15 protein-coding genes and 1 riboswitch are annotated in these 13,414 nt (G+C 41.1%); of the genes, 12 read left to right on the top strand and 3 right to left on the bottom strand.

Annotated features, from left to right (window positions below; genetic code table 11):
• Window positions 1-29 precede the first annotated feature (29 nt).
• Window positions 30-1,247 (bottom strand): homoserine dehydrogenase, encoded by a 1,218-nt coding sequence (locus ABIB50_RS15330; RefSeq protein ID WP_429380956.1) that lies wholly within the window; start codon window positions 1,245-1,247, stop codon window positions 30-32.
• On the bottom strand, window positions 1,247-2,302 hold the full coding sequence (locus ABIB50_RS15325) for a homoserine O-acetyltransferase family protein (RefSeq protein ID WP_429380954.1): 1,056 nt from the start codon (window positions 2,300-2,302) through the stop codon (window positions 1,247-1,249). Before ABIB50_RS15325 ends, ABIB50_RS15330 begins: the two co-directional genes overlap by 1 nt.
• A gap of 214 nt (window positions 2,303-2,516) precedes the next feature.
• Window positions 2,517-2,626, bottom strand: a riboswitch (SAM riboswitch).
• Window positions 2,627-2,847: 221 nt separating this feature from the next.
• On the opposite strand from ABIB50_RS15325, the gene ABIB50_RS15320 reads away from it, so the two are divergent.
• Complete coding sequence (locus ABIB50_RS15320; RefSeq protein WP_429380952.1) at window positions 2,848-3,360, top strand: DinB family protein; 513 nt, start codon at window positions 2,848-2,850, stop codon at window positions 3,358-3,360.
• Here ABIB50_RS15320 and ABIB50_RS15315 read toward each other — a convergent pair.
• Entirely contained in the window at window positions 3,345-4,460 is a 1,116-nt protein-coding gene (locus tag ABIB50_RS15315) for a trans-sulfuration enzyme family protein (protein WP_429380950.1), read from the bottom strand. The genes ABIB50_RS15320 and ABIB50_RS15315 overlap by 16 nt on opposite strands.
• A gap of 90 nt (window positions 4,461-4,550) precedes the next feature.
• Here ABIB50_RS15315 and ABIB50_RS15310 point away from each other — a divergent pair, with 90 nt between their 5' ends.
• The 11 genes from ABIB50_RS15310 (at window position 4,551) to hemF (ending at window position 13,413) form a co-directional block, all read left to right on the top strand.
• Window positions 4,551-5,060: a hypothetical protein gene (locus tag ABIB50_RS15310; protein ID WP_429380948.1), complete on the top strand. Its 510-nt coding sequence runs from the start codon at window positions 4,551-4,553 to the stop codon at window positions 5,058-5,060.
• A 194-nt stretch (window positions 5,061-5,254) separates the two neighbouring features.
• Entirely contained in the window at window positions 5,255-6,448 is a 1,194-nt protein-coding gene (mqnE, locus tag ABIB50_RS15305) for an aminofutalosine synthase MqnE (RefSeq protein ID WP_429381006.1), read from the top strand.
• A gap of 85 nt (window positions 6,449-6,533) precedes the next feature.
• A complete protein-coding gene (locus tag ABIB50_RS15300; protein WP_429380946.1) occupies window positions 6,534-7,154 on the top strand; it encodes a histidine phosphatase family protein in 621 nt (206 codons plus the stop codon).
• An 8-nt stretch (window positions 7,155-7,162) separates the two neighbouring features.
• Window positions 7,163-7,906, top strand: coding sequence for a menaquinone biosynthetic enzyme MqnA/MqnD family protein (locus ABIB50_RS15295; RefSeq protein ID WP_429380944.1), 744 nt, complete (start codon window positions 7,163-7,165; stop codon window positions 7,904-7,906).
• A gap of 94 nt (window positions 7,907-8,000) precedes the next feature.
• Window positions 8,001-8,639, top strand: a complete 639-nt coding sequence (locus ABIB50_RS15290) for a hypothetical protein (RefSeq protein ID WP_429380942.1) — start codon at window positions 8,001-8,003, stop codon at window positions 8,637-8,639.
• A 278-nt stretch (window positions 8,640-8,917) separates the two neighbouring features.
• Window positions 8,918-9,391, top strand: coding sequence for a hypothetical protein (locus tag ABIB50_RS15285; RefSeq protein ID WP_429380940.1), 474 nt, complete (start codon window positions 8,918-8,920; stop codon window positions 9,389-9,391).
• Window positions 9,392-9,572: 181 nt separating this feature from the next.
• Complete coding sequence (locus ABIB50_RS15280; protein ID WP_429380938.1) at window positions 9,573-10,208, top strand: peroxiredoxin; 636 nt, start codon at window positions 9,573-9,575, stop codon at window positions 10,206-10,208.
• A gap of 137 nt (window positions 10,209-10,345) precedes the next feature.
• Window positions 10,346-10,543: a cold-shock protein gene (locus ABIB50_RS15275; RefSeq protein WP_429380936.1), complete on the top strand. Its 198-nt coding sequence runs from the start codon at window positions 10,346-10,348 to the stop codon at window positions 10,541-10,543.
• A 122-nt stretch (window positions 10,544-10,665) separates the two neighbouring features.
• On the top strand, window positions 10,666-11,916 hold the full coding sequence (locus ABIB50_RS15270) for an MFS transporter (protein ID WP_429380934.1): 1,251 nt from the start codon (window positions 10,666-10,668) through the stop codon (window positions 11,914-11,916).
• Complete coding sequence (locus ABIB50_RS15265; RefSeq protein WP_429380932.1) at window positions 11,917-12,414, top strand: hypothetical protein; 498 nt, start codon at window positions 11,917-11,919, stop codon at window positions 12,412-12,414.
• An 84-nt stretch (window positions 12,415-12,498) separates the two neighbouring features.
• Entirely contained in the window at window positions 12,499-13,413 is a 915-nt protein-coding gene (hemF, locus tag ABIB50_RS15260) for an oxygen-dependent coproporphyrinogen oxidase (protein ID WP_429380930.1), read from the top strand.
• Window position 13,414: the final 1 nt, after the last annotated feature.

Here is a 13,414-nt window from a genome sequence, read left to right as displayed (position 1 = left end):
TTACAACCTGACTACTGAAAATCAGGCGGTTATTTTTGTGCCGGAGCTAAACTGACCCCTGTTAGCTGATCGGCGAAAGCAATAAATGCTTTGTCTGAATATATACGGGATTCATTTTCAATCAGTTTTTGAAGATTTACTTTTCCGATTACATATTTATAAGTACCTGAATAATAGCGCTCTTTTATATTTATAAAATCCAATAATTCAACCAATTCCTCATTATCATAACGCAGGTAAATGTTCAGCTCGATATCGTTAGTGAAGTTTAAGCCTTTGCTCTCCTTTGTTTTTTTGTATTCGTATTGATAGTCGTAACGCAAAGCCGCGATATCAGACAATACAGCCGAACCTGTAGGATGGCCGCCCGCGCCTTTACCAAAAAAGAATTGCTGATCGGCAAAAGCAGCCTGTACAGTTACACCATTGTATTCGTACTCTACATTGTATAAAAACTCGGTTTCGTTAACAAACTTAGGAAGCACAAACAGTGTTACATGCTTATCATCCAACTCCTTTGCAACGGGCACCAGCTTAATTTTTAAGTTCTTTTCGCGGGCGTACTGGATATCCTGGGCTGCCAGGTTTTGGATCCCGAAGTTAAACACCTTCTCCGGATCGATCACCACACCATAAGCATGCGCCGCGGCTATAATCAGCTTGTATTTGGCATCAAACCCGCCAACATCACTAATAGGGTCTGTTTCGGCAAAACCAAGATCCTGTGCCTGCTTTAATGCAGCATCATAATCCAGATTCTCTAAAAAACCTTTTGATAGGATGTAATTTGATGAGCCATTAAAAATACCGCTGATAGAGTGCAGCAGCTCGTTATCATAATACTCTTCCAGGTTACGGATAATAGGAATACTGCCGCAAACCGCGCCTTCATATAATAAGGAGGTGCCGTATTCTTCCTGTATCGCAATTAATTCGTTCAGGTGCAGGGCTATCATTTTTTTACTGGCCGATACTACATTCTTACCCGTTTTTAACGCGGTAGATACAATATCAAAAGCGGCCTCAGTATCGTTAATTAACTCGATGATGGTATTGATCTCGGGGTTATTTAACAGTTCGTTTTTATCGGTAGTAAAATAATGCTCGGGTAACGATCTTTTTTTAGACGCGTCTTTAATGGCGATCTTTTTTATTTCGAGGTTTAGATTTTTAGTTCTGATGATATCGTGTAATCCCTGGCCAACAACTCCGAAGCCAAAAAGGCCGATATTTAGTTTCTTGCTCATTATGCTATTTGCTGTAATTGGATGATCTTTCCTTTTACGTCTGTTTTAAAAAATGATGTGATAATATTAGTTAATGCTTCTGTTTCAATTAAAAATCCATCGTGCCCGTAGTACGAATCGAACTCGGCAAAGGCCGACTTAGGGATATGTTGGAATAAGTATTGTTGCTCCTCGATAGGGAATAACACATCCGACTTAATGCCAATAACCAGTGTGCGTGCTTTTATTAAACTTAACGCTTTTTCAATGCCACCACGGTTACGGCCCACGTTATGCGAGTCCATTGACTTGGTTAAGTACCAGTAACTATAAGCATTAAACCGGGCCACTAATTTCTCGCCCTGGTAATTTTGATAGCTGGCTGCTTTATAGTTGTCCACGGTAGCGTCGCCATCTTCCTGCTGGCTTATGCCATAGGTTTTATAGCCACGATAAGACAATAAGGCCATGCTGCGTGCAGCTTTAAGCCCCTTAGCACCACCTTTAGGGTTATGGTTATAGAAAGTCCTGTCGGCAGCTATTGCCAGGCGTTGCGATTCGTTAAAGGCAATGCCCCATGGCGAGTGTTTAGCGTTTGCGGCTATAATTATTAAATTCTTTATAAAATCGGGCTCAATAATAGCCCATTCCATAGCTTGCTGGCCGCCTAACGATCCGCCTATTAATGTATGGATGCAATCAATACCTAAATGCTTAGCCAATAATTGCTGCGATTTAACCATATCCCTAACCGTAACCTGCGGAAAAGCCAGGTAATAGGGCAGGCCTGTAGTTGGGTTAATGCTTAAAGGCCCGCTTGATCCATAAGCCGAACCCAGCATGTTGGCACAAACAATAAAATGCTCTTCAGGATTAAAATAGTCGTTATTGCCAAATAAGCCCTTCCACCAATCCAATACATCCGAGTTTGCTGTGAAGGCATGGCAAACCCAAACTACGTTGTCTTTATTTTTATTAAGTGTGCCGTAAGTATGGTAACCTAATTCCACTTCGGGCAGTACGTAGCCCGATTCTGTTTCGAAAGGTTGGTTAGATTTGTAGTATAGTGTATTCATTGTAAAGCTTTGTAATTGGTTTGCTGTTGAGGTTAATGTAAACGGATTGATAAACCGTTGACAGTACACGTATTTTCATGAAGCGAAAAGGGAACGTATTAACTGTAGATCAACAGCAGCGCATATAGCATATAATGCTATAACAGGTGGTTAAACCTTGAGCGGCCTTAAAAGATTTTTGGGAATGGGTGTTTGTTAAATTTTCCATGTTGTTAATTTATATTTCCCGGGATATTTACCGGGTAAGGAATTGGCACCTTCTCTAACTTCAGAGGGTTGCCAGCGGGTCACAGAGCCTAATCTCTCGCCGCTTCTTTATAAATCAAAACCGTATAAGGGAATTGATTATTAACAAGTATTACTACCTGATTATGCTGCAAATATAACGTGATAATTAGTTGAATTACAAATTTTATTTGTTTTTGAGTGATCAGGCCTGTATCAAACGGCTATTTATTGTCTTAAAAGCACCGTTATATTGGCATGTTTCGCCCTTACCAGGTGTAAAAAATTGCTTTAGTTTTGAGGATAAAAAAAATAAATATATGTCCGTAAAAAACATACTATTGGCACAATATGATCTGCATGGTGTATTGTATAATAATGTTATCGCCGGGATAAGTGACGAAGAATCGAACCAAACCGTAGCCGGAATGAAAAACACAGCAAAATGGATAGCCGGCCATATGCTATGGGATCAGGGCATACTTGCGAAAATTGGTGGCGTTAAGTTGGATATACCGTGGGCCTATCATTTTATGTCGAAAGAGGGCGCAACCGAAGATGACCTTAAAGCCCCCAAATGCGAACTGCCAACCTTGCAAATGATCCGGGATAAATGGCAGGAAATACTGCCCGTTATAAGAAACGGGTTAGAAGGTATTAGCAATGATCAGCTTGAACAACAAATTGATACAAGGCATCCTATGTATAAGTTTGATGATACATTAGCCGGTCTTTGGGCATACGCCAATCATCACCACGCTTATTCAATTGGTCAGCTTAGCATATTTAGGCGTGCTTTAGGCAAAGGTGCAATGCGTTACGCCAATGCCTGAGTCAAATCGGCAATTAAATCATCAATATGCTCTAAACCTACAGATACCCGCAGCAGGTTAAACGGCGTTTTAGTATCCGGGCCTTCAACTGTAGCGCGGTGTTCAATTAAACTTTCAACTCCGCCTAAGCTGGTTGCTTTGGTAAATAATTTTAGTCTATTTATAACCTTTCGAGCTTCTTCTTCACCGCCTTTTAAGCAAAAGGATAATACACCGCCAAAGCCTGTCATTTGTGCTTTAGCTACCTCATGGTTGGGGTGCGATGACAAGCCGGGATAAAGTACCTGCTCAACAGACGGATGGTTATCTAAAAACTCAGCCAACAACTGCGCGTTGTGCAAATGCCCCTTTATCCTATAAGGCAATGTTTTAATACTGCGCACCAGGTAATAGCAGTCCATAGGCGAGGGGATGGCGCCGCCCATGGTTTGTACGTTTCTTATCTTTTCCCACCAACCGTCATTCTTCGCGGTTATTAATGCACCGCCCATCAGGTCGCTATGCCCGCCGAAGTATTTGGTGGTAGAGTGCATTACCAGGTCGGCACCCAATGCTAATGGCTGCTGGCATATAGGCGTGGCAAAAGTATTATCGCATACAACTTTAATTTGATGCTGTTTTGCTAACGCGACGACCTTTTTAATATCAGTAACCTTTAATAACGGGTTAGATGGTGTCTCAATCCATATCACACCGGTATTGGGTTTAAGGTGTGCTTTTAAAACATCTGTATCATCAATATCAATAAAATCAAACTCGAGTATCCCGGCAAACAATTGTTTTAGCTGGTTGCGCAGGCCATGGTACATATCATCGGGTGCGATAATATGGGTCCCCGGTTGTAACGACTGAAAAACAGCCATGCCAGCAGCGTTGCCCGATGAAAATGCCGCCGCGTCAGCGCCACCTTCCAACTGCGTTAACACTTTCTCTAACGATGTACGGTTAGGGTTGGCAGCACGACTATAAATCAAGCCTTCGCGGAAACTGCCATCTTCCATACGTTCAAAAGTAGTCGACATGGTTATAGGTTGTACAACTGCACCTGTGGTTTCGTCGGTATGGTTACCGGCATGTATGGCTATGGTTTCCGTTTTCATGATAGTTCAAATTACCGTAAATTATTATTAATTATTAGTTTGATTTTTTAATTTTACAACATCTTAACCTTATAATACATCCAACCACCTATGAGAAAATCAGCTTTATTAATAGCAACCATCTCTGTTTTACTTGCAGTATCATGCAAAAAAGACGTTGTATTAACCAATTTTGACACCAGTTTGCAAACCTGGGAAACGTTCAAAACCAGTGCAAATAACTCTTATGTTTATACAACCAAATCGCAAGGTTGGACAGATGATTCTACGCGTATAACAGTAGTAAATGGCAAAGTAACTAACCGGGATTATTTTATCTTTGTACACGAACCTGCCACAAATGCCGGCAAAAGAGTTGCTTCACCACAATGGAAAGAAACTGCTGCCGACCTGGCATCGCACAAAGAGGGCTTTGACGCTTACACCATGGATCAGCTTTATGAAAAGGCCAAAAATGTTTGGTTAGCTGTGGACAAAAAAACTAACGATATGCGCTTTGAAACAAATAACGCCGGCATAATATCCTTAGTAGGATACGAGCCCAAAGGTGTATCTGATGCCTTTACCGGTATTGCTATAACTTCGGTTACTAAACTATAGCAATTATTATAAATGCCGGGCCATTAATTGCCCATCAGCAATATCTCCGATTTATTTTCAAAAATGTTTTACCGTAGCGATGGGTTTTAAACCCATCGCTACTAATATCGATACAATCAGATCGTTATAAACAGATATTAAATGTTACACCACCATTACACTAACATTTCTTATTTTTGCGAAAAGTATTTTTAATGGGAGCTGAGAACAGGTTACAGGTATTATTGCAGGATCCGGATTTATCTGCCGATTTAAAACACATTGCTGCAAAAGTGCTGAACAAACAGCGCATAACTTTTGACGAAGGTGTTTTGCTATATGAAAAGGGAGAACTGGGTTATTTAGGTGTTTTAGCAAACTACATTCGCGAAGAGCGCCACGGCGATAAAACCTATTTTAACCGTAATTTCCATATCGAACCTACCAATCTTTGTGTTTACGATTGTAAGTTCTGTTCGTACTCGCGCCTGCTTAAACAAAAATCAGAAGGTTGGGAGTATACCATGGACGAGATGTTCGACATGGTAACCAAATATGATAACAAGCCAGTTACCGAGGTGCACATAGTAGGCGGGGTATTACCACAGTACGACGTTGCCTTTTATTCAGAATTGTTTAGACGCATAAAAGCGCACCGGCCCGATTTGCATGTTAAAGCATTAACCCCGGTTGAATACCATTACATATTTAAGAAAGCGAAGATTGATTATGCCACCGGCATGAAAATGATGCTGGATGCCGGCCTGGAATCTATCCCCGGCGGTGGTGCAGAGATTTTTCATCCCGAAATACGCGAGCAAATTGCCAAAGATAAATGTACCGGCGACCAATGGCTGGCTATCCATGAAGAATGGCATAAGCTGGGCGCACGCTCAAACGCCACCATGCTATACGGCCATATAGAACAATATTGGCACCGTGTAGATCATATGGAGCAGTTGCGTCAATTGCAGGATAGGACAGGGGGGTTCCAAACGTTCATCCCGTTAAAGTTTCGTAACCAGGATAACCAGATGTCGCATATACCAGAAACTACCGTTGTGGAAGATTTAAGGAACTATGCTATATCGCGCATCTACCTGGACAACTTCGATCACATCAAAGCCTACTGGGCAATGATAAGCCGCACAACGGCACAGTTATCGCTAAACTTTGGTGTGGATGATATAGATGGAACTTTGGATGATACCACCAAGATCTACTCGATGGCCGGTGCCGAAGAGCAAAATCCGGGCATGAGCACCAAACAATTGGTTGAACTGATAAAACAGGTTGGCCGTTACCCTATAGAGCGTGATACGTTATATAATGTGGTGACAGATTACAACGACTACCAGTTTGCCGAAGAGCCAAAACCGCAGTATTATAAACTGCCGGTGATAAATTAAGGTCATTATATCATTGAGTCATTAGGTCATTTTTATGACCAATTAACAACGACTTAATGACCCAATGACCAAATGACAAGAATAAATGATAATAAAGACACTATACATTGTCCGCCATGGGCAAACAGATCTGAATAAACAAGGCATAGTACAAGGCCGCGGGCGCGATACCGACCTTAACGATGAGGGCCGCAGGCAAGCCAGCTTGTTTTACAACGCTTACAAAAATGTTCCGTTTGATAAGATCTATATATCAGAACTTAAACGCACCCAGCAAAGTATCCAGCAGTTTATTGATGCCGGTATGCCGTACGAAAAACTATCAGGACTTGACGAGTTAGCCTGGGGTATTTACGAGGGTAAAACAAGTACCCCCGAAACCAAAGCCGCGTTTTTATTAATGATGCGCGATTGGGTTGCCGGCCGGCTGGATAGTAAATTTGAGGACGGCGAAAGCCCCAACGATGTAAGGTTACGTCAGTTAGAGGCATTGCGCATCATCATGAGCCATACCGAAGAGGAGCAGGTGTTGATTTGTATGCATGGCCGCGCAATGCGTTTATTTTTATGCCTGCTTACCGGCAGGCCCCTTACCGAAATGGATAGTTTCCCTCACCAAAACCTGGTATTGTATAAAGTTACTTTTGATGGCGAAAAATTTAGCATCGAAAGCTTTAACAATGCCGATCACTTAAAACACGCCTAACTAATTCCGTGAAAAAAATCAGAATATCAGCTGTAAGCTATACTAATACCAAGCCCTTCTTATACGGCATCCAACATACCGACATTATTAATAAAATTGATCTGAGCCTGGATATCCCGGCAGATTGCGCACAGAAACTCATTGATGATAAAGTTGATATCGGCTTAATCCCCGTTGCTGCTACTTTAAATTTACCGTACTGGGAAATCGTGTCGGCTTATTGTATAGGCGCTAACGGCGCCGTAAACTCGGTATTTATATTTAGCAATTGCGAGATCCATGAGGTTACCAAACTGCAGTTAGACCCCGAGTCGCGCTCATCAAATAATCTTGCAAAAGTTTTGTTAAAGAATTTCTGGAAGATTGAGCCGGAACTGGTTGTCAACGCAACCGACTATTCAGTCAGCACGGAAACAACAACCGCCTTTGTACAAATAGGAGACAGGACCTTTGGTAAAAAAGGAAATTACAAGTTTGTTTATGACCTGGCCGAAGAATGGCAGAAGTTTACCGGCCTGCCATTTGTATTTGCCGCCTGGATAGCTAATAAACCTATCCCGCCAAGCTTTGTTGCCGAGTTTAACAGCGCGCTAAAGACAGGTTTGGATCACAGGGCAGAGCTATTAAAAGAACTACCTTCAAGAGCCGACTTTGACCTGGAAGATTACCTGATGCACAAGCTTAACTTTGATCTGACGGAAGATAAACGCAAGGCTTTATACCTGTTCCTGGATTATATAAAGGCACTGTAACATCCCATCACTTAAAATATTTAATAACCAATTAAACCAAGACGACCAAAACCAATCATACTGACACTGTGAACTTCATGGTTTAAAGTTAGTTATGGCACAACGGTTAAAAAGGTTCAGTACAAGTTTTAAAGTTATTGTAATAACCGGCATATTGCTTGTTGCAGCTTATACTATTAAACTGTTTACAACAGGTGCCAAAGAAAAGATTCTTGCCGAACAAACTGTTGTCGCTGAAAACCATCCGGTTAAAAAGCATCGCAAAAAACATAGGCTTAAAAGAAATTTAGCTAAAGCTAAAAAAGGACTCTTTAAAAAGGATACGGTTAAGGTTGTAACACCAAACATGGTAACATTACCGAGGCCCGCACCTGCTAAAGTTACAGTGCCAAATATAGTTGCAGTGCCAAAGCCCGAGCCGGTTAAAGCTGTTGTGCCAAATATAGTTACTGTACCAAAGCCGGCACCTGCTAAACCTGTATTGCCGGTAACGCCGCTATCCGCTAAACTACCGGCCGAAAACAACACTGGCTTTTTATATACCACTTATGTGCACCCCAATGTAACGGGTATTGTAAAAATGCGCCAGGAGGATAAATTCGCATCAAACATTATTGCCGATATACCTGCCAATGCCAAAGTACAGGTACTGCAAAAAGGCCAGATGTATTACCGCGTGGCTTATAACAACAGTATTGGCTTTGTCCCCAAATGGTCATTACAGGATAAATAAGGGTGCTGCTTTTCAGGGTCGGTTCGCCATCGTCCTAATTACCCTATAGTGTTGTAGTTTTTTAAGGCCTGCATTATGTAATGTGCCTGTTACAAAGCCAATTAAGTCTGATTTTTAACTGTAGATATTGTAATTTATACACTAAGTGTAATAAAAAAATTACAATTTGGTACAATTTAATACATATTATTGTAATATTCTTACTATAATTCAAATAATGTTATCTAATTAATAAAATGGTAGTAATTTTGTTGTAACAATTGAAAAATAAAAATACTATGAAAAAATTATTTATGACCGCAGTAATCGCTACTATGCTTAGCGTAACTGCATTTGCAGATGGTGGCAAAAAAGCCACAACTACAACCGGAGAAGAAAACGTATCATATGCAGTATTAGAGCAATTTAAATCTGATTTCGAAAATGCTGTTAACCCTGTTTGGACAGTTACAGCAAGCAGCCAAAAAGTAAGCTTTACACAAAACAATGTAAAGTACACTGCTTTTTATGATTCAAGAGACAACGAATTTTGGGGCGTTAGCCAGGAAGTTGCTTTCGCTACAGTAACAAATTCGATGAAAAACAAAATTGCTAAAAGCTACAAAGACTACGAAGTAACAAGCGTTACCAAATTTGAGCCACAGGATGGTGAAGAACCGGTAATTTATTTTGTGAATGTTAAAAATGCTGACAGCCAGTTGGTATTAACTTTAGCACCTGACGGTGAAGTTAAAAACATCGAAAAAATTTAATTACCCTTTTTAATTAAAAATAAAGTAGCCTCAGCCGGATATCCGGTTGGGGCTTTTTTATTGGTCAATCCTTATATTCTGTAATATCTATGTAAATAGTAGATTATTTTTTGCTTCCCTATTGTTATTTAAAACAATCGCTGTAACTTTAAAAATAAATACAAATTAAATATACACTATCATGAGTTTAAGATTAGGCGATAAAGCCCCGGATTTTACAGCAGATTCCTCATTAGGGGAGATCAACCTTTATGAATACCTTGGCGAGGGCTGGGGCGTATTATTTTCGCACCCTGCAGATTATACACCTGTTTGTACCACCGAGCTTGGCCGCACCGCAGCTTTACAGGACGAGTTTGCTAAACGTAACACCAAAGTACTGGCACTGAGTGTTGATTCGGCCGAATCGCACCGTAGCTGGATAAAAGATATCAATGAAACGCAGCATGTTGATGTACAGTTTCCGATAATTGCAGATGAGAACCGTAAGATTGCCGAAGCTTATGACATGATCCACCCAAATGCTTCTGTTAACGCAACAGTACGTTCGTTATTCATCATCGGCCCTGATAAAACTATCAAGCTGATCATCACTTACCCGGCCTCAACAGGCAGAAATTTCGTAGAGATATTAAGAGTGATTGACTCATTGCAACTAACTGCATACCATAGCGTAGCTACCCCGGCCGACTGGAAAGACGGCGAAGACGTAGTGGTAGTACCAGCTATAAAAACAGAAGATATCCTTGCGAAGTTTCCAAAAGGCTTTACAGAGGTTAAACCATACTTACGCTTAACGCCACAACCTAATAAATAATTTATTTGGATAATTAAATAATTTTATATATTTGGAAAAGGGAGTGTATTTATTCCGCTGACTATTAATACCATTTGTACTCAGCCCGGCATAGATCTATATCTTAATAACGAATTATTTAATACTATTATAATATTATGAAAACTGGAAAAGTAAAATGGTTTAACACACAAAAGGGTTACGGCTTTATTGTTACCGACGACGGTAAAGACCTTTTTGTACACTTCAAGGATGTGCAAGGCGGCGTAAACGCTATTAAAGATAACGATAGCGTTGAGTATGAGGTAGAAGACGGCAGAAAAGGCTTACAGGCAGTAAATGTAAAAAAAGTATAATTTACTAACCGAACTAAAAACTAAAAGAACCTCTGTAAACCCAGGGGTTTTTTTTTGCCAAAAAAATTTAAAAAGCTGCTTAATAAACTTACTTTAGACAAACCAATTTTTAAAATCTATATATGACTGATGCTGTTTCGGCCAAAGCCAATCGTAATGTCACCTTCCTCGTTCTTGTAGCTTCGTTAGGTTACTTTGTTGATATCTATGACCTTGTAATCTTCTCCATAGTACGGGTAAAAAGCCTGGCGGATATTGGTGTAACACCCGATAAAATATTAAGCGAGGGCAGCTACGTAATCAATATGCAAATGGGCGGCTTGCTGTTAGGAGGCATACTATGGGGTATAATAGGCGATAAGCTGGGCCGCATCAAAGTTTTGTTCGGGTCGATATTTTTATACTCGGTAGCCAACTTTGTTAACGGCATGGTGCACGATGTTAATAGCTATGCCGTTATCCGCTTTATTGCCGGCGTAGGTTTAGCGGGTGAGTTGGGTGCAGGTATAACTTTAGTAAGCGAAACCCTAAGCAAAGAACGCAGGGGATATGGTACTACTATTGTTGCCATGATAGGCCTTTTAGGCGCCGTAGCGGCGGCGTATGTAGGCAAGTACGACTGGCGCACATCTTACTACGTTGGTGGCGGCCTGGGCATTGTTTTGCTGTTATTGCGGATGGGTACGTTCGAGTCGGGTATGTTTAAAAATATCCATGATAAGGATGTATCAAAAGGAAATATTTTAATGCTGTTTAATAACCGCAAACGGTTTTTTAAATACATGTGCTGTATTTTAATTGGAGCGCCGCTTTGGTATGTGGTGGGTATCCTGATTACGCAGGCCCCCGAATTTGGTAAAGCCCTGGGTGCAACCGCACCCTTAAGCGCCGGTACGGGTATTATGTATACTTACATTGGCATCTCGGTAGGCGGGGTAGGCGCTGGCTTACTGGCACAGTTTAGCCGGTCGCGTAAAAACACCATGTATATATTTTTGCTGTTGTCAATCATCAGCGTAATGTTTTACCTGAGTGCTAAAGGAATCACCCCAAGCCAGTTTATCTGGTTATGTTTCTTTATGGGTTTCGCGGTGGGTTATTGGGCGACGTTTGTTACCATCGCGTCCGAACAATTTGGCACCAACATCCGGTCGACAGTTACAACCACAGCGCCAAACTTTGTGCGTGGCTCATTAATACCGATCAACTTTGCGTTTAATGCGTTGATGGTACACTTCGGCCGTATAAACGCGGGTTATTTCATGATGATCATCTTAACCGGCATCGCTTTGTTTGCCACCAGTCAACTTAAAGAAAGCTTTGATAAGGACCTGGATTATATTGAAGATGAAGAGTTGAATATGACGACGTAAATGAAGGTTTTGAAGATCAAGTTTATAATAATATTTCTGTTTGGGATATTTGGTTTGCATAATTTACTTTTTGCTCAAAAAGTTGCGCTACCTGATCGAATACCCGGTACGCCAGCTGATACACTTTATTATTTTTTTGATAAGAACCATTCTTCCGATACCATTCGTATGACCAAAACAAGTTCGGAAGTATTTGAAAAATTCTTCAAGATAAATTGTGGCTGCCTTTATCTAGACAACAAAAGTTATGAGGATAAAAACATACTACTAAACTCTTTAACAAAACAGGATGTTATTATTAATGAAAGTAAGTTCAAGTCGCTCAAAATGATAACCTTGACAGAACTGATTGATTTTATAAAGACGCATAACGGCATCTATTTTGGGAAAAATGCTTTCGGTGGAGCATACATTGTTTATATAATTGAGCCAGGGAAAAACGGTTTTATTCTTCACAATGTCCATAATGCAAGTTTTAATAATGTTACGGTTGAATAATTCCCCTATGTATAGATTTCTCGCTATGCTCGAAATGACAACCCAAATACACTCCAATTGCAAAAAAATCGCATTTTTGCACCAATGATCAGCAAAGAACAAATAGCGGCCGACTACCAGCAGATCCAGGACGAGATTTGCCGGGCCTTGGAAGCCGTAGACGGTAAAGCCAAATTTGAAGAAGAAAAGTGGGAGCGCGAAGGCGGCGGTGGTGGCCGTACCCGGGTTATCCAGGATGGTAATATATTTGAAAAAGGCGGCGTAAACTTCTCGGCTGTCGAGGGCGAACTGCCGGAAGTAATGAAGAAAGCATTGAAGATAGAGAGCGACGATTTCTTTGCCACCGGGGTATCTATTGTTATTCATCCCAATCATCCGTTGGTGCCAATCATCCACATGAATATCCGGTACTTTGAAATGCCGTCATCATTTGGCGAGGGTAAAGAGCCTGTCCGCTGGTTTGGCGGGGGGATTGACCTTACACCGCATTACATTTATGATGACGATGCAAAGTTCTTCCACGCCGGTCTAAAAGCGGTGTGCGACAAGTTTAATGCCGACTTCTATACCCGCTTTAATAAATGGGCCGACGATTATTTCTTCATCAAACACCGTGACGAAACCCGCGGCATTGGCGGGATCTTTTATGATCGTATTACCGCTACTGAAGATATGAGTTGGGATGACATCTTTTCATTCTCAAAAGCATTGGGCCGTTCGTTTATCCCCATTTATACCGAACTGGTTAATCGCCATAAACAAGAAACTTTTACCGCCGACCAGCAGCAATGGCAATATCAGCGCCGCAGCCGCTACGCCGAGTTTAACCTGGTGTATGATGCCGGCACCAAATTCGGGTTGGAAACTAATGGCCGGATAGAGTCTATCCTGATGAGCCTGCCGCCAACCGCAAAATGGGTGTACAATTACCAACCAAAACCGGGCAGCGAAGAGGAGCGGACCCTATCATTATTAAAGAAAGACATTAATTGGGTATAAG

It is taken from the genome of Mucilaginibacter sp. UYCu711, from assembly GCF_050433825.1.
In the GTDB taxonomy this organism is placed as follows: Bacteria; Bacteroidota; Bacteroidia; order Sphingobacteriales; family Sphingobacteriaceae; genus Mucilaginibacter.
This window is presented reverse-complemented; position numbering and strand designations above follow the sequence as displayed.